This window comes from Sphingobacterium athyrii, from assembly GCF_003071065.1.
Taxonomy (GTDB): Bacteria; Bacteroidota; Bacteroidia; order Sphingobacteriales; family Sphingobacteriaceae; genus Sphingobacterium; species Sphingobacterium athyrii.
Window position 1 is genome coordinate 370,090 of record NZ_QCXX01000002.1, and the last position, 20,541, is coordinate 390,630.

A 20,541-nucleotide genomic window follows, 5' to 3' on the forward strand; every position below is an offset into this window, starting at 1 on the left:
GTATAGATATCTGAAATGTCTTTTGTATACTTGTTTATGCTTACAGCGATTGAATTTCCGGTTACCATTGACCTATTTGGAAAAACCTTTCTCTTACATCCGTTTATGGAAGGACTGGGGATGTTTATGGGGATGCGTTATTATCAGCTCCTGAAATGGAAGGATAAGGAGAGTTTAGGGCATACCAATTCACTTTTGATTGTTATTGCGGCGGCCTTAGGCGCCTTGATCGGATCCCATATCATTGGTTCGCTGGAACGTCCGGAGGAGCTGTTGAATGCCGTGAGCAAAATGCGTTACATCTGGTTAAATAATACCATTGTAGGCGGCTTGGCGGGTGGGCTGCTCGGGGTGGAACTGATAAAGAAAATCATGGGTAAGATAGAGAGCACCGGCGATCTCATGGTATTTCCCCTGATAGTTGCGATTATGATCGGAAGGATAGGTTGTTTTTATACGGGGGTATTTGAGCAGACTTATGGACTGCCTACGGACTGCCCATTGGGGATGTACCTTGGTGATGCTTATCGAAGACATCCGGTGGCCTTATACGAAATTGCATTTCTGATGCTGTTATTTGTTTCATTGCAGTGGTTTAAGCGAAGGTTTATATTCCATAATGGTTTACTCTTTCAACTCTTTATGCTCAGTTATTTTAGCTTTCGTTTTTTATTGGATTTTATCAAGCCAAGGGCAATCATTCTTTTTGGGATCAGTACCATACAGATTACCTGTCTTATTGTAATAATTTATTATATTTATTTATTGAAGAATGCACACATAGAAAGGAGGGTCTAAATTATGTATTTACTCGAAGGATCATTTGGTTCGGAAAACACAGCTATGTTGGGCTTGTTTTTACTGTTTGGAGGTGCTATAGTTATTGGAATAGCACTTTTGGTCATCATTATCGGTTCGATTATAAAATCCAATAATAAAGAATCTACATTTAATGTTAACCCTTGGCTGAAAGTATTATTGGGCGGAATTGGAGCAATGATTGCTGGCGGGGTTGCCTGTGGAATAGCACTAAATTAATAGCGATAGATATATGCCAGTTAGAAATTACACCTATTACGATTACACCATTAGTCTGTGTCCGACTTGTCTTTCGCGTGTAGGTGCAAAGATTATCATCGAAGATGAAAAGGTCTTTATGACCAAAAATTGCCCTGATCACGGTTTTTTTAAAACGTTGATCGCAACCGATGTGGAATACTATAAAAATATCCGGAACTATAATAAGGCATCTGAGACACCGTTAAAATTTGAAAATGAGGTCCACTATGGCTGTCCTTACGATTGCGGTTTATGTGTCGATCATGAACAGCACAGCTGTCTTTCTATCGTTGAAGTGACCGACCGTTGCAATCTGACATGCCCCACCTGCTACGCTATGTCTTCGCCTCATTATGGGCGGCATCGTTCGCTGGAGGAAATCGAGCGTATGTTTGACAAGATCGTTGAAAACGAAGGTGAGCCGGATGTTGTTCAGATCAGTGGGGGAGAACCAACTATTCATCCAGCGTTTTTTAAGATACTGGATATCGCAAAAACAAAACCGATAAAACATTTGATGCTGAATACCAATGGTATCCGGATTGCAAATGATCCCGGATTTGCTGAACAACTTGCGACTTACGCGCCAGAATTTGAAATTTATCTGCAATTTGATTCTTTCCGACCGGAAGTGCTTGAGAAGTTTAGAGGAAAGGATCTGACTGATGTACGCAAAAAAGCTATTGAAAAGCTCAATGCGTTAAATCTGAGCACAACGCTCGTTGTGGTCCTGGAGAAGGGTACCAATGACGACGAGATCGGAGCAATACTGGATTATGCTTTGAATCAGCGCTGTGTGCGTGGGGTAACCTTTCAGCCCGTGGAGATTGCCGGTAGAAATGCGGAGGATGCCCCGCAGCATAAAATGACACTGACTGAGGTCAGGCAGGAGATCCTCGACCAGTATCCTTTGTTGAATCCGCATGATATCATTCCGGTTCCGTGTAACCCCGACGCGCTGGCGATGGGCTATGTGCTAAAGATCGGTGAGGAAAAGATTCCACTGACACGACATATTGATCCCGCCGTACTGTTAAATAATCAATCCCGTAATACCATTGTATATGAACAGGATACCGGTGTTCAGATGCAATTGCTGGATATTTTTAGTACGGGTATTTCGGTGGATAAAGTAAAACCGAAGGTGAATCAGCTGTTATGCTGTCTGCCTGAGGTCTGTGCTCCTGAACTCGATTATGATAATCTTTTCCGCATCATTATCATGAATTTTATGGATGCCTATGATTTCGATGTCCGCGCGGTCAAAAAATCATGCGTACATATTGTCAATAAAGATCTGAAACTAATCCCCTTTGAGACAATGAATCTCTTTTACCGAGATGATAAGGCCAAACGCCTGGAAGAACTTAAATTATCGGATGCTATTCGATTTTAGACTTGGATAAACTATTTTTGCTGGAAAATAATAGGATAGGTTTTTATTCTGAAACCTCGTTTTGTAGTTCTTCTAAGATCGAAATGGCTATTATTGAAAGAGATTAACAATTTGGGAATATGAAATTGAGCAGCGTTAAGCATTTCATTGCGGTTATCAGTTTTTTGACATTACATTTCTACGCCTTCGGACAAGATTCGGTGCAGGTAAGAAGAGGGGGAACGGGCAATATCGACGGGTCGGTATCACATACGGGTTTAAATAGAAGATTCAGTGCCGATTCGACTCGAATGGGGAATGATTCGCTGCGCAATGATCTGCGGAAAGTCAATCTGACGTTCCTATCCAATATTCGCACGGCATCAATGGCGGAATTTGTGGCTCAGCTAAATGAAAGATCCAATTCGTATGCGGCGACTAGTGGCAACTCAGCAAAAGACTCCGTCGCGACCATAAAAAACGCAATTTCCGAAGAAATTAAGCAGCTGAGATCTATTAAAGGAAGTATTGCAAATTATTCCGGCAGTTTAAGTAGCACACAAGATCAGATCCGGGGTATCATCAGCCGATATGCTATTAGTGCCAGCAATCACGCGCGCGCCTATCAATATCTTAATAATGCCCAACTTCGGCTGGCTGCAAAGATGGATTCCCTCGAATCGATCAATCGTACAATTGATGAGCTTATCATCAAGGATCAGCGGCATCTCAATAGATTAGACCTGATTCCCGAAACAAAAGCTGCTGCTAAGAAAGCGGATGTTGCTCCGGGCAAGAACTCAATCTGGAAAGCCAATACAACAAGTATTTCGAAAGATGTACTCTTGGACAATATTCGCAGTAATTATAGTAATAATAAATCTATCGACAAATATGTCAATCGCACGGATTGGGCGAGCCGGATTTTGTTAATTGTGCTCGGGCTGGCCTATTCGTATTGGATCGTACGGGTGGCTTATATTCTGAAACAGAACGATCCGGAACATAAGCTTGCCATTGATGCCATTGTCGGGAAAACCATTATCTTGCTGCTGACATTACTGCCCTTTGTCAATTTCTTTACACCATCCTTTATTTTACAGGCCTCTCAGCTGGTGATCATGTTAATCTTCATGTATCTATTGCGGCATAAAATGACGGGACAGCAGCGTAAGATTGCCCTGATTCTGATCATCTTTTACCTATTGGATGTCTTTGTCAATATGATTGTAAGTGATGATCTGTTTTTGCGTATCATCTGTATCGGCTTTAATCTGATCGCATTGGGATTGGTAAGTTATACTAAAAGACGTATCAAGAATCCGGAGAGCCCGGGGTATATCAGTAATTTTATCTATGTGGTGTTTGCTGTCTTAAATATCACGGCGATTACATTGAATGTCATTGGACATGTGGAGCATTCACGCAGTTTCAGCATCGCATGTGCCGTAGGCTTGGTGCAATCATTTACCTTACAGTATTTTGCTGATATGATCAGAGCAGATGTCCGCTATCAATTCAAAAAAGACCGTTTGGTGTCGGGATTCTGGATGCGCTTTAATGAGCAGCGCACCTTGGCGATTATAACAGATATCCTTCGTATTGTATGTGTCCTGTTGGCAATTATTGTCCTGGCAAATAACCTCCAGTTTATTGACCGCTTATTGGAACTTAGTGAGACGTTTTTTGGCAAGGTGCGTAGCATCGGCAGCATCTCCTTTACCTTAGGCAATCTCGTTGTTGCGGTACTGCTGTTGCTTGTGGCCAATTGGTTTCAAAAGAATATCAGTCTCATTGTGCTCGGTGGTGAAGATGGCCAGCTAAATCAGGCCTATAATCAGAAAATGACGCTCTTTCCGTTATTTCGTTTGGCGATTATTCTGATCGGCTTTTTTATGGCTATCTCGGCTTTGGGTATGAGCCTTGATAAACTTACCGTCGTCATTGGAGCACTGAGTGTTGGGATCGGTTTAGGAATGCAAAATATCATTAATAATTTTGTGTCGGGGATTATTCTTGTTTTTGATAAGCCTTTTCGGGTGGGGGATCAGATCGAACTGGCCGACAAAAAAGGGCGTGTCAAAGAGATCGGTATCCGTGCCAGTGTATTGAAAACTGCAGACGGCGCCGATGTGATTATTCCCAACGGTGATTTACTTTCGGGTAGAGTTGTCAACTGGACCTTATCTCAAGAGTATAGCAAAGCAAGTTTTGTGCTTCATATTGATCGGAAGGCAGACCTTGATCAGGCGAAGCAATGGATTAATGATGCAATGACGGCGAGCCCATATTTCGTCAAAGAACGGGATAGCGGCATCAGTGTGCAAGATATCAGCGAAGAAATGATCTATTTAAGCGTTTCCTGCTGGGTGAATTTCGCCGCGAATGTCTCATCTTTTAAAAATGATGTGCTGATTATCCTTTACAAGCAGTTTGAAGAAAAAGAATTGAAATTCTATAGTATCCTATCTCCTAAAAATAACTAAAAGAGTTTGTTAGCCCTTGTAGTGTTGCGGATTATTTCGTCTGGAGTTTTCTATAGGTTGTTGGACTGTATCCCTTTGTACGCTTATAGAAATGGGACAAATGGCTTTCATCAACAAATCCTAATTCCTGAGCAATCTGTTTTAGTGTGTATGCAGTGGATTTAAGCCTATGTTCGATTAATTCGATGCGGTACATGTTGATGTAGTCTCTTAGGCTACTGCCAAAGTTCTTCTTAAAATAGATGCCAAAATAAGTCGGAGCGATATTAAATTTCTGTGCTATTGTTTTTATCTGAAGATACTCAGGCGTAAAAATATGCTGATGGATATAAGCCGAAATCGAGCTGTCCAGCTGAAGTGTATGTGTTTGCGGCAAGCGTTTTATCTCGGATATTTCTTTATAAAGTCCAAAGATGGCAAGTAGTTGATCAAATAACCACTGTGCGGTCTGGCTGACTGCTGCGAGGCTGTATAACCTGACTGCCTCCATAAGATGAGAAAAGATCAAACGGTGGTGTTCGGTCAGGACGAGTTTATTTTCTCTTAGCCCTCTGTCGTTCATTAACTCCATAATCCAGGCGTATAGTTTTTGCTGACGTCGATTTTGCAGAAAATAGCTGTCCGTAAAAAGAATAAACAGAAAGTGTGTTTTTTCCTGTATGTTGAAGTAGTGCCTATCTGCGGGACTCACAAGAAAAATATCACCACGTTCGTAATCCAATTCAAATTTATTGATGACCTGCTTCCCACTTCCGGCGCGAATGTAAACTAATTCATAGTAATTCTGCTCATGCATGGGTAGGTGAAAGGTATCTTCCACAAATTCGCTGATCAATAACGGTTCAAATTGTTTTTTTCGCATGTTCTTTTGATAGATAGTGCTAAATGTACATAAAAATAATGTATTTATACATGTTTTTCCTAGGACTACTATTGCACTTTTGTGTTGTCTTAAATTGTAGGAAAAACATGGTTAATTTTATAATGATTGCGTTTTGTATCGCTGCTGGTATGCTGTTAAGGAAAGCAAAGTTGATCCATGCTGAGGCACATAAAGGAATCAATACCTGGATACTTTATTTTGCGCTTCCGGCGGTTTCCTTCAAGTATATCCCAAAGATTGTCTGGTCTTCAGCGATGTTGTTTCCGATTTTTTCAGCAATTTTGGTATGGGCTGGAAGCTGGTTATTTATGGAATGGTACTGTAAGCGAAAATCCTATAAACAGCGTTCCAGAAGCAGTCTGGAGTTGGCGGCAGGCTACAGCAATACGTCCTTTATTGGGTTTCCCTTGATCATGGCCTATTTCGGAGAGGCGCAGTTGCCGATAGCTATTATTTGTGACCAGACAACGTTTATCTTATTGTCCACTGTGGGGATTATCAATGCCCTGAAAGCAAATCTGCATGAAGGGCAATCCATTGATGCAAAATTTATGGTGAAGAAGCTGATTACTTTTCCACCTTTGATCGGATGTCTCCTCGCATTGACCTTATCCCAATTTGTTGACTTCAGTATGGCTGAACCTTTTTTTGATAAGCTTGTGGCGACGGTAGGACCATTGGCACTATTCTCTATCGGTTTACAATTGAAGTTTGATGGCTGGCGCCAACAAGCCGCACAGATCAGTACAGCCATGATCTATAAATTGATTTTGGCTCCACTGTTGGTCTTGTCATTTGCACTGCTGCTGGGCGTAAAAGGTCCTGTGGCACGGATCAGCATATTCGAAGCTGCTATGCCTACGTTGGTCACTTCGGGTATTATTGCCGAACAATATCACCTCAATACAAAATTGGTGAACTTAGTGATCGGGTTTAGTATTGTAGCGGGACTAATAACAACTGCATTATGGGATCTAGTGATTCAGTTTGTGATAGCCTGATCTGTTTCACGACCTTTTGATCCTCTTTAGACCGCGCGACCGCAATAGCTTGTGTATTAAAATGATACTAGGAACAACTTTTTTGTGTTTCAGCTGTTATAGCAGTATAACCATCTATAAAAGGAGGTATATTATGAACCTGATACATAGAATTGAACATTGGGGAAACGTCCATCACCCACAATGGATTGATTACCTAAGAATTGCCCTGGGCATCATGATTTTTGCCAAGGGGATAAGTTTCGTAAACGATAGGCAAGTGGTTGAGCACATGATTGAACAGAGCAGTTTCCACCTATCCATATGGGGAGCTGTTCATTATGTGGTCTTTACGCATCTGGTCGGTGGCCTGTTTCTTATTTTGGGTTTTCAAACCCGTTTAGCGGCCTTATTGCTGTTTCCTGTCTTGGTGGGAGCTGTCTTTTTTGTCAACATCACCAACGGCTTTAGTTATTTGAATTCCGAATTATGGCTTTCGATAGTCGTATTCTTTTTGTTGATCTTTTTTATGGTCATGGGATCTGGAAAATACTCCCTTGACAATATGATGAACAAACCTGGATACAAAAGGGATATCTAAAAAAAGAAGCTCCTTCATAGATGAAGGAGCTTTTATCTTTTCGCTTCTTATTTGCTTTGCTTGTCAATCCAATTGCGTGCATTGACAAATGCTTCTAACCAAGGGGAAACCTCATCTTGGCGTCCTTTTGGATAGTTTGCCCAATGCCATTGGAAAATCGAACGCTCGATATGAGGCATCGTTGCCAAGTGACGTCCAGTTTTATCACAGATCATTGCTGTGTTGTAGTCTGAACCATTTGGATTATGTGGATATTGCTCATAACCGTATTTGGCTACAATATTATAGTGTTCTTCTGCAAGTGGTAAATTGAATTTTCCTTCACCATGTGAAATCCAAACTCCCAGCGTACTGCCTGCTAATGTAGAAAGCATAACGGAGTTATTTTCCTGAACTTTCACTGAAACGAAATTTGACTCATGCTTTCCTGAAGTGTTGTGCAACATTTTACCATGAACTTCGTGCTCCGGATTGATCATTTCCAATTCCATAAATAACTGGCAACCATTACAGATACCAACAGAAAGGGTGTCCGGACGGGCAAAGAAGTCCGTCAATGCCTTTTTCGCTTTCTCATTGTAGAGAAATGCTCCGGCCCATCCTTTTGCCGAACCTAAAACGTCAGAATTCGAGAAGCCACCCACTGCGCCGATAAACTGAATATCCTCCAATGTTTCGCGCCCTGAAATCAGGTCTGTCATATGCACATCTTTTACATCAAAGCCTGCCAAGAACATTGCATTTGCCATCTCGCGCTCCGAATTGGAACCTTTCTCACGAAGAATGGCCGCTTTTGGACGTGCTTTACTTCCGTCGATCGTTGGTTTTTTACCATCGAACTGACTTGGGAAAGTAAAAGTTAACGGTTGATTTTTATAATTATCGAAACGTTGTTGTGCAGTTCCGTTTTTCGATTGTCTCGAATCCAATAGGAATGAAGTGGTCGACCACACGTCACGTGTTGCCGCAACATCAAAGCTGAAGTTCTCTTCTCCGTTTTTGATGGTCACTGTAGTTCCTACGATAGCCTGACCGATTTTTATGGCATCTACACCAGCTTCTTTGACAGCTTGCTCGAAAACAGCATCATCCTTCGCCTGTAGCACAAGTCCAATATTTTCACTGAACAGTACTTTTACACTGTCGGATTCATTTAAACCTGAAAGATCATAGTTCGCAGCTAGGTTAACATCGGCAAATGTCATTTCCAACAATGTCGTGATCAGACCACCGGATCCGATATCGTGACCGGCTTCGATCTGCTTATCGTTGATTAATTGCTGAACGGTATTGAATGCTGTTTTGAAATAGTTAGCATCTTGGATTGTCGGAACTTCCGTACCCAGTTTATTGACAACCTGCGCGAAAGAAGAACCGCCTAATTTGAAGTTGTCCTTTGATAGGTTGATGTAATAGATGGAGCCCGCATTTTTGTTTAAGACAGGTTCTACGACTTTGGTAATATCCGTACAATTTCCAGCAGCAGATATAATCAATGTGCCGGGAGCGATTACATTTTCACCATTTGGATATTTTTGCTTCATCGACAAGGAGTCTTTTCCTGTAGGGATATTGATTCCTAGTGCGATTGCAAAATCCGAACATGCTTTCACGGCTTGGTAAAGCCGAGCATCTTCACCTTCGTTATTTGCTGCCCACATCCAGTTGGCTGACAATGAGATGCCTGAAAGACCATTTATAATCGGTGCAAATACGATATTTGATAATGATTCTGCGATGGCAGTTTTACTAGCCGCTGCTGGATCAATTAATGCTGCGACAGGGGAGTGTCCTATAGTTGTTGCGATACCCTCTTTTCCTTTGTAGTCAAGAGCCATGACACCAACGTTATTTAAAGGCAACTGCAACGGGCCTGCACATTGTTGTTTGGCAACACGGCCACCGACGCAACGGTCCACTTTATTGGTTAACCAATCTTTGGAAGCCACCGCCTCCAATTGCAAAACCTGATTTAAATAACTTGGGATATTGGCAGAGTCATAGCTAAGATCTGCGTAGTTACGGGTGATGGTTTTATCATGCATAAAAGTTTTTGGTGATGAACCAAAGAAATCCTCTAAAGCATAATCCATTGGCTTTGCACCATTGCTCTTGGATGCAAACGTAAAACGATGGTCACCAGTGACATCACCTACAGTGTACATTGGTGCACGCTCGCGGTCAGCAACACGTTTAAGCGTTGCAATGTCAGCTTCAGCAATCACCAAGCCCATTCTTTCCTGCGATTCATTACCAATGATTTCTTTCGCTGAAAGTGTAGGGTCACCCACCGGAAGCGCATCAAGGTCGATTAAACCGCCTGTCTCCTCGACCAGTTCGGATAGACAGTTTAGATGTCCGCCAGCGCCGTGGTCATGGATAGAAACAATAGGGTTATGGTCTGATTCCACCAAGCCTCTAACGGCATTGGCCGCACGTTTTTGCATTTCCGGATTTGAGCGCTGGATCGCATTCAGTTCGATGCCCGAACCGAAAGCGCCCGTATCCGCAGAGGATACAGCAGCACCACCCATGCCTATGCGGTAATTTTCACCACCTAAAATGACGATTTTATCACCTGTCTTTGGGGTATGTTTTTTGGCTTGATCTAATTTTCCGTATCCCACACCGCCAGCTTGCATGATCACCTTATCATAGCCAAGTTTGCGGCCTTCCTCTTCGTGTTCGAAAGTAAGTACAGATCCTGTAATTAGGGGTTGCCCGAATTTATTACCGAAGTCGGAAGCTCCATTCGAAGCTTTGATTAGGATATCCACGGGAGTTTGGTAAAGCCATTGGCGTTCTTGCATGGCTTTCTCCCAAGGACGATCTTGTAATAAGCGGGAGTAGGCCGTCATATAGACAGCTGTACCAGCCAAAGGAATAGCACCTTGACCACCGGCCATACGGTCACGAATTTCACCGCCGGAACCTGTAGCAGCTCCGGAAAACGGCTCCACAGTCGTTGGAAAATTGTGTGTTTCCGCTTTTACCGATAAGACCGAATCAAAGGATTTCTCCTCATAAAAGTCTGGTTTGTCGGCCGATTTAGGCGCAAACTGAGTGACACGTGGACCTTTAATAAAGGCTACATTGTCTTTATAGGCAGAAACAATCTCATTGGGATTTGTTTCCGAAGTTTTCTTGATTAATTTAAATAGAGAAGTAGGTTGCTCTTCACCGTCAATGATAAAAGTTCCATTGAAGATCTTATGTCTACAGTGTTCGGAATTGGCTTGTGAAAAAGCAAAAACTTCAGAGTCTGTCAACAGACGGCCCAGTTTAGCTGCAAGGTTGTTGAGGTAAGCTACTTCCTCCGGATTTAATGCCAATCCTTCGGACTTGTTATAGGCATCAATGTCTTCAATTTCCAAAATAGCTTCCGGACTAATGTTGACTGTATACATGTCTTGCGTCAACATACTGAACTTTTGCGAAATCATTGGATCGAAATCATTGAAATCTGCTGGTACCGGTTGAAATTCTTCGATGCGAACAATTCCTTCAATACCCATGTTCTGTGTGATTTCTACGGCATTGGTACTCCAAGGAGTGACCATCGCTGCGCGGGGGCCTACAAAGTAATGGTTAAGGGTTTGGTCGTCGAGTTTTTTGGCGTTGCCGAATAGCCAGTTGAGTTTAGTAATGTCTTCTTGTGATAAAGAGTTTACGCTTTGAACACCATATACGGTGTTCGATGGGTTCTCAAAGAAATGAATCATTATAAATGTTTGTTTTGAACGTTCTTCAAATTAAAGCACAAAGTTACATATTATTTTTATGGAAATGATTGAATTTTGATTAAAAAATCAAGGTGCTCGTCCGTTTTAAAAAAGAGTAAAATAGCTGTTCTCATGTAATTAAATGTAAGTTGTGTTAATTCCTGTAAATAAATGTTATCATGCTAGCCTGTATTGGGATGGAAGCCTCAAAGCCGCTCATAATCAATAAATTTTCTAGGTTATTTGGGTTAAACATTCCTTATTGGATGGGCATTTTATTATATTATATTTTATCGCCTATCTATTTTTGTGTTGGATAAGTGTCTATTTTCCCGCCTGCACGTTGGCTTGTCTTTGGATTAAAACTTAGCGGATGGAATGCAGGGGCCCTGGGGCGGATCACCAAATTGACGTTGTATATAACCTCAAATTTATCTAAGTTTGTGCATCAAATCAAATTCGAGATGAACATTTCATATAATTGGTTAAAACAACACGTTAATATAGATTCGACTCCGGAGGAATTATCTTTGATCTTGACAAATACAGGATTGGAAGTAGAAGCACTGGATGTCGTACAGAGTATCCCGGGAGGATTGGATGGTTTGGTCGTTGGCGAGGTTAAAACTTGTGAACAACACCCCAATGCGGATAAATTACGCGTCACGACAGTTGATGTGGGCGCTTCTGAATTATTGAATATTGTATGTGGGGCGCCAAATTGCCGTACTGGATTGAAAGTAATTGTGGCAACAGTAGGTACAACATGTCACCCCTTGAGCGGAGAACCCTTTAAGATTACCAAATCTAAAATTCGTGGCGAAGTATCCGAAGGAATGTTATGTGGTGAGGATGAGATCGGTTTGGGTACATCCCATGCCGGCATCGTTGAATTACCTGCCGATATTGCGGTAGGCACATTGGTAAAAGACCATTTCAATATTCAGGACGATTATCGTTATGAAATCGGTCTTACACCGAATCGTGCGGATGCGGCTTCCCATTTAGGTGTGGCACGCGATATCGCTGCTTACTTCCGTACGGATATCAAAAAAACAGATCTTTCCGCATTTCAGCCCGGTGAGGAAGTGGGAACTGCTGTTGTTGTTGAGGATACTATTGCATGTCCACGATATAGTGGAATCAATATTTCTGGCGTTCAGGTAGGTGAATCGCCAGACTGGCTGAAGGAAAAACTAAATGTAATCGGCGTACGCCCGATCAATAACATTGTTGATATAACGAATTATATATTGCATGATCTTGGGCAACCATTGCATGCGTTTGATGCGGATAAAATTGCTGGTAACAAGGTGCTTGTCCGTACAGCAAAAGAAGGGGAGAAGTTTGTGACCCTAGATGCTGTGGAACGGACACTTTCTGCCGAAGATCTTGTGATTGCAGATGCTGAAAAACCAATGTGTATTGCAGGTGTTTTTGGCGGTGCACATTCAGGCGTTTCCGCAGAAACAACGAATGTGTTTCTGGAATCGGCTTACTTCAATGCTGTTTCAGTACGGAAGACATCCAAAAGGCATGGTTTAAAAACTGATGCTTCCTTTCGCTTTGAGCGAGGTACAGATCCTAATATTACGGTGGAAGCGTTAAAGCGGGCTGCATTATTAATCAGGTCAATCGCAGGTGGTACCATATCTTCAACATTGAAAGATGAATATCCCGTAGAAGTTAAGCCATTTTCATTCCCTGTCAGTTATGCGAATGTGGTGCGATTGATCGGACAGGCCATTCCTAACGAAGAAATTAAAGCTATTATTAAGGCATTAGGTATTGAGGTTGCCTCAGAGACAGCCGAGGGACTCGATGTTTTAGTACCTGCATATCGCGTTGATGTAACTCGTGAAGTGGATGTGGTCGAAGAAGTATTACGGATTTATGGTTACAATAACATTGAACTAAAATCCCAAATCAAAGCTTCATTAAACACTGTTGAAAAGCCAGATAAAGAAGTGGTTTTAAATCAGCTGGCTGATTTGTTGATTGGTAACGGATTCCGTGAAATATTAGCGAATTCGTTGACAAAGCTTGATTATGCGGATGACAGCGAGACCGCGGTAAAATTGTTCAATCCGTTGAGTTCGGATTTGGATACCATGCGTCAAAATATGTTGTTCTCGGTGTTAAATGCAATTGAATATAATCAGAAACGCAGAAATTTTGATCTGAAATTCTTCGAATTTGGTAAAACCTATGCGTTGGATGGAGAAGGATATAAAGAAACGCAACATTTGACTTTTGCAATAAGCGGTAGAGAAGAGGCCGAACAGTGGAATAGTAAAAAGGGAAACGTTAATTTCTATAACCTCAAAGCTGCAGTTGATACGATTGTTAAGCGCCTAAAGATTGAGGGTATACAAATACAAGATGCGCCGAGCAATCATTTTGCCTACGGATTGAGCTATATGAAAGGTCAGAAATGTCTGGTTTCTTTCGGTGCGGTAGCTCATGCCAACCTGAAAAAAGCAGATGTTGAGGGGCAGGTTTTCTTCGCGGATTTTGACTGGGATGTCCTGATGAAAATCATTCGCAAGAATAGTATTCAATACAAAGAAGTGTCGAAATTCCCTTCGGTGCGCCGTGATTTATCGCTGTTAATTGACGAAAATGTGAGCTTTGATAAACTCCAATTTGTTGCTCAAAAGACCGAACGCAAGCTTTTAAAGGAGGTAAATGTGTTTGATGTGTATAAAGGTGATAAAATTCCGGAAGGGAAAAAGTCTTATGCTCTGAGCTTTATCTTGCAAGATGAAGAAAAAACATTGACCGATAAACAAATTGATGCGATAGTTCAAAAATTAATTGTTAATTTTGAGAAGGAACTAAGCGCAGAGGTGCGTGGTTAAACAGAGATATAACATTAATTGGTAATATTCGATTTACGCTATGGCAACATTGTCTTCACAAATGAATCTGATCGTTGAGAAAACGAAAAACTTAATTCAAATGTGCGAAGTCTTGCAAGAAGAAAATGATTTGCTTAAATTAGAGGTACAATCCTTAAAAGTGGCTTTCGATGCGAGCAACGATAAAAGCAAGCAGCTGGAAGAGAAGGTCAAGGCACTGGCAGTAGCCCGAACCTTAGATTCGGAAACGGATAAGGAGGCAATTAATGAAAAAATACTTGACACAAAACAAAAAATTAACGATTTTGTGCGAGAAATAGACAAGTGTATTAGTTTGTTGAAGTAGTTGGAATTTGGAGATCATCGGAATTTAAACTAATACAACGTTAAAAAGCTCAAAGAAATGGGAGAGATTTCCATAAAAATAAATATCGCAGACCGTGTTTATCCCCTACGGGTGGAAAGCGCGGAGGAGGAAGTGATTCGACATGCTGCGAAATTGATAAATGAAAAAGTAAAGGAATTGCAGGAAAACTATACTGTGAGAGATAAGCAGGATCTGTTATCCATGTGTGTATTGCAGTTTGCTACGCGGATGTTAAATGCGGAGCGACAATCCCAGAACCACGAAGTGGGACTGGAGAATTCAGTACAGGAGCTTGATCAGTTGTTGACGGATTTCTTTAAAAAATAAATTTACGTTCTTTATATTTAGAGCTTAAAACGACGAATTTGCCGCAATTAAATTCGGGTTGTCACTATTTTAAACTTAACGCTTCAATATTACAGGCGCAAAAAGATATAGGCCATTTTGCGAAAGCCATCTGGGTCATAATCTAAGCCTAATTATGTAATCACGAAGTTTAATAATACATGAGACCTGTTTAAATTTAATTGCGGTTTTTTTTTGTTTGGAAATCAGCGGGCAATTGGCTGGTATGCAAGCGGAGTGAATCAGATTGGATTCAATTCCCCTGCATTTCCAATAGCGACTGTAAATAGAATACCCGATGCGAATAAGTCAGCTTATGCAAGGGTAGTGGAAGAATGGAGAGTTTTATCTGAAAAATTTAGTAATTAATAAAAACAAACATATATAATACAATTATACATACATGGACGTCGCAATTTATATCATAATTTCTCTGATTGTTGGTGTAGTTATAGGTCGTTATCTATTGGTTCTGTTATTCAAAAAACAAGAACAGGAAGCCAAAGATAAGGTAAATAGCATACTAAAAGATGCAGAGCAAGAAGGAGAACACATTAAAAAGAAACGCTTATTAGAGGCGAAAGAAAAATTCCTTCAATTAAAATCCGAACACGAAAAGGAGGTGAATCAACGTAACAATACCATCAACCAAAAGGAGAATACGTTGAGACAGAAAGAACAATCCATTAACCAAAAGCTGGAAAGCATCAATCGCGATAAGCAGGAGGTGGACGCCAAAAAGAAGCAACTGGATAAATTGGTTGAACTCAATGAAAAGAAATCCGAAGAAGTTGAGGCTTTAAAATTACAACAGATCAAACAATTGGAGAGTATCGCCGGTGTTACGGCGGACGAGGCTAAAAACCAGTTGGTGGATTCATTGCGAGAGGAAGCCCGCTCCCAGGCCATGATCCAGATCAAAGATATTGTGGACGAAGCGAAATTGACCGCGACGAAAGAAGCGAAAAAAGTCGTTATCCAAACAATTCAACGCACCGCTACCGAATCCGCAATCGAAAATACAGTGTCTATTTTCAATATCGAAAATGATGAGATCAAGGGCCGTATTATTGGTCGTGAAGGCCGTAATATCCGTGCTTTGGAAGCGGCAACAGGTGTAGAGATCATCGTTGATGATACACCAGAGGCAATTATCTTGTCTGGTTTTGATCCCGTACGTCGTGAGATTGCCCGTTTGGCCTTGCACCGCCTGGTGACAGATGGCCGTATACACCCTGCTCGTATCGAGGAGGTTGTCGCAAAAACACGTACACAAATTGAAGATGAGATCGTTGAAATTGGTGAGCGTACAGCCATTGACCTTGGGATTCATGGACTACATCCTGAACTGATCCGTATGGTCGGACGTATGCGTTATCGTTCGTCGTATGGTCAGAACCTTCTGCAGCACTCCCGTGAGGTTGCCAATTTCGCAGCAACAATGGCGGCAGAGCTTGGCCTGAATGTCAAACACGCAAAACGTGCCGGATTACTCCACGATATTGGTAAAGTGCCTGACGATAACCCGGAATTGCCACACGCAATTTTAGGTATGCAGCTTGCTGAGAAATACAAAGAACACCCTGATGTGTGTAATGCAATCGGGGCGCACCACGATGAGATCGAAATGACAGCGTTGATTTCGCCTGTTGTACAGGCATGTGATGCCATTTCTGGAGCACGCCCGGGAGCACGCCGTGAGGTGGTTGAAAGCTATATCAAACGTCTGAAAGAACTGGAGGACCTAGCATTATCCTACCCTGGTGTGGAAAAAACTTTCGCCATTCAGGCGGGACGTGAGTTGCGCGTTATCGTGGAAAGCGAGAAGGTGTCTGACGCACAGTCAGAGATACTTGCTGCCGATATCTCCAACCGTATCCAAACGGAAATGACGTACCCGGGACAAATTAAAGTAACGGTTATCCGTGAGACAAGATCCGTGTCTTACGCAAAATAGATCCTGAGGGATCGATCTAAGAAAGCTCCAATCTATTATAGGTTGGAGCTTTTTTATTATCCAAAAAATTCAATTAAATCTGCAACACTGTGCAGGAGATAGGCTGGCGATTCCTGTTCGAGTTCCGCTTGGCTGCCATAACCATAAAGCACAGCAATGGCATCCATGTTTGTCTCTCTGGCGCCGATGAGATCATGTTTGCGGTCGCCGATCATGATACAGTCATGCGGGTTCGTTAGACGAGCATTTTCCATCACATATTGAATGACACTGGTTTTTGTAGGTCTGGAATCGTCCAGGGCACTTCCCCCGGCGAAATCGAAATATTGGTCTATAGCAAAGTGCTGCAATATCCTATGCGCAAAGATTTCGGGTTTGGATGTCGCCAAGTAAACCTTATAATCTTTCGATTTGAGTCTTTCCAGTAGCTCGGGAACGCCATCAAACAGCATATTCTCATACAAACCCTGCATGGCAAAGCGCTCACGGTATTTGTCCACACAGGCCAAAGCTTCCTGTTCCCCAAATCCGTAGCTGTGCATGAACGTATCTTTCAATGGCGGCCCGATCAGCGGTTTAAGACTATCCAGATTGGGCGTAATGATTCCTTTGGCTTCGAGTGCATAAGCAATGCATTTGGTGATGCCCTCAGCAGGGTCGGTCAAGGTTCCATCAAGATCAAATAAGATGTGTTTATAAGACTTCATGCTGCAATATTACGGAATTGGATAGGAGATTGCCAGCTAAAGCCAGAAGAATGCATTTAATGACAAGCATCAGACCAAAAAAATAATATTATTATGGCGCGCAACCGTCTCGGCAGATCAATATTTATTAAATTTGCCGAATGAAACAAAAGAAGAAAGTTCAGGAAGTAGAACCGAAGCGTCCGGTAGATACCTATTTTGAGGAGTTGGATGCTAATTTTCAAGACCCGACCAATCGCATGATTCAGATTATCTTTTTGCCGCTGCTATTCTTTGGCGTGATGGGCTGTATCTGGATGATTCCTTTCCCACAGTTTGAATTTTTAGTGAAGCTCAATTGGCATACTTTTTTGAATTGGGGTTCTTTCTTCATTGCGGTTGTGATCTATTTTTATCTTAAGCTATCCGCAACCCTGTCTTATGCAATTTTATTCTCGATCGGGGCAATGAGCTATTTTATTGTGCAATTGGAATATGTGCAAAAAAATGGTGGCCCTGCAGTGATATGGGTATGCCTTGCGATTGCTTTGCTCGCACTTGCGGCGTTGTATATTGGTAAAGGAAAAGAGAAAAAAGCAATCAGCGGAAAACAGTTTCTGCAATTCCTGCTCATTGGCCCGATATGGTTATGGCATTTTGTGTTTCGGAAGTTCAATATTCGGTATTAAACGTTCTATAGGATGGGTGTCTTACCAGAAAAGCATGCTTTTGTAGCAAAATAAGAGAAGATTCTATCCTATACATGATATCAGAAAGGCCAGATTGCACAATGCGATCTGGCCTTTTCTATTTATTTTTTTGACTCGTTATCGTGATCAACCCGATCAATTTTTATAATTGAACCATTTGATGATTTCCTTAAGGCTTGCCTTTTTACCATAGATCAGGATGCCAACACGGTAGATTCGGGCAGCCACCCAAGTGATCAATAAGAATGTCAGGATCAACAAGGTCAATGAGGTTAATATCTGCCACATCGGCACGCCAAAAGGTATCCGAACCAACATGGCAATAGGTGATGTGAACGGAATAAAGCTCAACCAAGTGGCAATAGGCCCATTGGGATCGTTGATAATAACACCAAATGAAAGGATATATGTTAACAATAGGGGCATGGTAATGGGCATGGAAAACTGATTGGCTTCTGTTTCATTGTCTACAGCGGAACCAGCAGCGGCAAAAATAGCGCTATACAGCAGGTAGCCGGCAATAAAAAACAGAAAGAAAAAGATGATGACTTCGGTAAAATTAAAGCTTTGGATGGAGGCGAGAATGGAGGCGGATCCGCCTTGTCCGATTGCTTTGGATACCGTTCCCATATTGCCAGCTGCGGGCTGACTGGCAGCAACCTCCTGCATATCCTGCGGATTGACAAACAACAGTGTTGCCGTTATAAAAAGGCCTCCTGTAAGCAGCAGCCACATCACAAATTGAGTGAGCCCGACCATCCCAATCCCAACAATTTTACCCATCATAAGCTGAAAAGGCTTGACGGAGGAAATAATAACTTCGATGATACGGTTGCTCTTCTCTTCGATGATACCACGCATCACCTGTGCGCCATACAGAAACAGGGAGAGATAAACCAGGATGGCCAGTGCGACACCAAGTCCCATGGCAATCGCCGTATTACTGTTTTTCTCTTCACCGTCAGCCGTGATCTCTTTGGCATCGATAGCGACTTTGGGTTTGATGGACTGGATAATCTGCAAGTCTATTCCCTTAGCTTTATACTCTTTTTCGCGGATGATTTCTTCCAGTTGTCCGCCAATGATCTCCTGCGTGACAAAACTTGTTTTGCCACTGGTAATCAGTTCGGCCTTCTGGCTGCTAAGAATATCCTTGGGAATGTACAAGATCGATTGTTTTCCTTCGCTCTCTGTGAGCTGCTTTTTTTGCGCCTTTAGATCTAACTTGCTGACCGTATAGCTTACGTTTTTATTGCTTTGGAGTTTCCCCGCAAATTCACCCTGCTCATCAATCACAAAGACCTCGGTGTGGGCATCTTTGAAGCTTTTTTTAGTCAGGTAAAACATGCCCGCATACAATGCAAAAAAGAATAGGGGCACGGCAAAGGTCATCACAATAAAAGATTTTTTCTTGACGCGGGACAAATATTCCCGTTGAATAATAAGTAATATTTTATGCATGATCGTTGGCTTTAGGTGAGACTTGAGTAACTTTTTGGATGAAAATATCCGCCATAGAAGGTACGATTTCTATCAATTGATTTAGCTGTATTTGTGGTACAAAATGCATTAATACATCATTTATATGAATATTGCTATTTAACTGAATTGTAGTGATGTATGTTTTTTCAACCCTTGTGGACGTTATGACCTCGAAGAGAGCGTCGTTGGACAGAAGAAAATTATCTTCGGTTGCTGTATATTCCAATTTGTAAGTCTGATTCCGGTATTCTTTTTTTATCGCTTGAACAGAGCCGTCCAGTATTTTCTTTGATCGGTTGATGAGCGCAATATTATCACAAAGTTCTTCGACCGTTTCCATGCGGTGTGTCGAAAAGATAATGGTGGCCCCTTCCTTATTCAATCGTAAAATCTGCTCCTTGATGATATTGGCATTGACCGGATCAAATCCCGAAAAAGGCTCATCCAGGATAATCAATTGAGGCTGGTGAATAACAGTGGCGACAAACTGTACTTTTTGTTGCATACCCTTGCTGAGGTCTTCGATCTTCTTGTCCAACCATGAGGATATATCAAGACGTTCGCACCAGTCGTGTATCCGATGTAAAGCTTCTTTTTTAGAAAGCCCTTTCAACTGCGCCAGATAAAGCATCTGGTCACCTATTTTCATTTTTTTGTAGAGCCCCCGTTCTTCGGGCAAATACCCGATTTGGGAAATATGCTGTGGTCCCAAAGCTTCGCCGTTAAAGAGGATTTGGCCGGAATCGGGAGCGGTAATCTGATTGATAATCCGGATAAGGGATGTTTTGCCGGCTCCATTCGGTCCCAATAACCCAAAAATTTTACCTTTTGGAATCTGAATGGAAACATCGTCCAATGCACGATGATTGGCGTAATCCTTGGTGACATGATTGATTTCTAGTAACATCTTTTTAGGGTTTAATTAAATTCAGTATGGCGAAAAATATAGCATATAGCGTTTGCTATCAAATATACGCTTGTTTATTTTGACTATTAGTATGCGGCCACCCTAAAATGTTACAGATTG

At 41.9% G+C, this 20,541-nt stretch carries 16 protein-coding genes; 11 read left to right on the forward strand and 5 right to left on the reverse strand.

What is annotated here, in order from left to right; all coding sequences use genetic code 11:
• The first annotated feature begins 36 nt into the window (after nt 1-36).
• The 4 genes from DCO56_RS08010 to DCO56_RS08025 all read left to right on the forward strand — a co-directional run bounded on the left by DCO56_RS08010 (nt 37) and on the right by DCO56_RS08025 (nt 4,920).
• The gene (locus tag DCO56_RS08010; RefSeq protein WP_108633230.1) at nt 37-798 is read left to right on the forward strand and encodes a prolipoprotein diacylglyceryl transferase; all 762 of its coding nucleotides are present in this window, start codon (nt 37-39) and stop codon (nt 796-798) included.
• A 3-nt stretch (nt 799-801) separates the two neighbouring features.
• Nucleotides 802-1,038, forward strand: coding sequence for a hypothetical protein (locus DCO56_RS08015; protein ID WP_108633231.1), 237 nt, complete (start codon nt 802-804; stop codon nt 1,036-1,038).
• Nucleotides 1,039-1,051: 13 nt separating this feature from the next.
• The gene (locus DCO56_RS08020) at nt 1,052-2,455 is read left to right on the forward strand and encodes a radical SAM protein (RefSeq protein ID WP_108633232.1); all 1,404 of its coding nucleotides are present in this window, start codon (nt 1,052-1,054) and stop codon (nt 2,453-2,455) included.
• A 119-nt stretch (nt 2,456-2,574) separates the two neighbouring features.
• The gene (locus DCO56_RS08025; RefSeq protein ID WP_108633233.1) at nt 2,575-4,920 is read left to right on the forward strand and encodes a mechanosensitive ion channel family protein; all 2,346 of its coding nucleotides are present in this window, start codon (nt 2,575-2,577) and stop codon (nt 4,918-4,920) included.
• 31 nt (nt 4,921-4,951) lie between these two features.
• On the opposite strand, the gene DCO56_RS08030 is transcribed toward DCO56_RS08025, so the two are convergent.
• Nucleotides 4,952-5,782 carry an AraC family transcriptional regulator gene (locus DCO56_RS08030; RefSeq protein ID WP_108633234.1) on the reverse strand — a complete coding sequence of 277 codons (831 nt, stop codon included), beginning with the start codon at nt 5,780-5,782 and terminating at the stop codon, nt 4,952-4,954.
• A gap of 107 nt (nt 5,783-5,889) precedes the next feature.
• Between DCO56_RS08030 and DCO56_RS08035 the strand changes: the two genes are divergently transcribed.
• Together DCO56_RS08035 and DCO56_RS08040 are read left to right on the forward strand one after the other, a co-directional pair.
• On the forward strand, nt 5,890-6,804 hold the full coding sequence (locus DCO56_RS08035) for an AEC family transporter (protein WP_108633235.1): 915 nt from the start codon (nt 5,890-5,892) through the stop codon (nt 6,802-6,804).
• A 133-nt stretch (nt 6,805-6,937) separates the two neighbouring features.
• On the forward strand, nt 6,938-7,384 hold the full coding sequence (locus DCO56_RS08040; protein WP_108633236.1) for a DoxX family protein: 447 nt from the start codon (nt 6,938-6,940) through the stop codon (nt 7,382-7,384).
• A gap of 47 nt (nt 7,385-7,431) precedes the next feature.
• Here the strand turns inward: DCO56_RS08040 and purL are convergent, their stop codons facing one another.
• Nucleotides 7,432-11,106 (reverse strand): phosphoribosylformylglycinamidine synthase, encoded by a 3,675-nt coding sequence (gene purL / locus DCO56_RS08045; RefSeq protein WP_108633237.1) that lies wholly within the window; start codon nt 11,104-11,106, stop codon nt 7,432-7,434.
• A gap of 464 nt (nt 11,107-11,570) precedes the next feature.
• Here purL and pheT point away from each other — a divergent pair, with 464 nt between their 5' ends.
• The 4 genes from pheT to rny all read left to right on the forward strand — a co-directional run bounded on the left by pheT (nt 11,571) and on the right by rny (nt 16,636).
• Complete coding sequence (gene pheT, locus DCO56_RS08050; protein ID WP_108633713.1) at nt 11,571-13,967, forward strand: phenylalanine--tRNA ligase subunit beta; 2,397 nt, start codon at nt 11,571-11,573, stop codon at nt 13,965-13,967.
• A 40-nt stretch (nt 13,968-14,007) separates the two neighbouring features.
• The gene (locus DCO56_RS08055) at nt 14,008-14,313 is read left to right on the forward strand and encodes a hypothetical protein (RefSeq protein WP_077432703.1); all 306 of its coding nucleotides are present in this window, start codon (nt 14,008-14,010) and stop codon (nt 14,311-14,313) included.
• A 57-nt stretch (nt 14,314-14,370) separates the two neighbouring features.
• Nucleotides 14,371-14,661 carry a cell division protein ZapA gene (locus tag DCO56_RS08060; RefSeq protein ID WP_046675831.1) on the forward strand — a complete coding sequence of 97 codons (291 nt, stop codon included), beginning with the start codon at nt 14,371-14,373 and terminating at the stop codon, nt 14,659-14,661.
• A gap of 421 nt (nt 14,662-15,082) precedes the next feature.
• Nucleotides 15,083-16,636: a ribonuclease Y gene (gene rny / locus DCO56_RS08065; RefSeq protein ID WP_108633238.1), complete on the forward strand. Its 1,554-nt coding sequence runs from the start codon at nt 15,083-15,085 to the stop codon at nt 16,634-16,636.
• 56 nt (nt 16,637-16,692) lie between these two features.
• Here the strand turns inward: rny and DCO56_RS08070 are convergent, their stop codons facing one another.
• On the reverse strand, nt 16,693-17,343 hold the full coding sequence (locus tag DCO56_RS08070; protein ID WP_108633239.1) for an HAD-IA family hydrolase: 651 nt from the start codon (nt 17,341-17,343) through the stop codon (nt 16,693-16,695).
• Nucleotides 17,344-17,483: 140 nt separating this feature from the next.
• Between DCO56_RS08070 and DCO56_RS08075 the strand changes: the two genes are divergently transcribed.
• Nucleotides 17,484-18,011 (forward strand): DUF962 domain-containing protein, encoded by a 528-nt coding sequence (locus DCO56_RS08075; protein WP_108633240.1) that lies wholly within the window; start codon nt 17,484-17,486, stop codon nt 18,009-18,011.
• 156 nt (nt 18,012-18,167) lie between these two features.
• Here the strand turns inward: DCO56_RS08075 and DCO56_RS08080 are convergent, their stop codons facing one another.
• Entirely contained in the window at nt 18,168-19,493 is a 1,326-nt protein-coding gene (locus DCO56_RS08080) for an ABC transporter permease (RefSeq protein ID WP_108633241.1), read from the reverse strand.
• On the reverse strand, nt 19,486-20,421 hold the full coding sequence (locus tag DCO56_RS08085) for an ABC transporter ATP-binding protein (protein WP_108633242.1): 936 nt from the start codon (nt 20,419-20,421) through the stop codon (nt 19,486-19,488). The genes DCO56_RS08080 and DCO56_RS08085 overlap by 8 nt, the downstream gene beginning before the upstream one ends.
• Between the last annotated feature and the right edge of the window lie 120 nt (nt 20,422-20,541).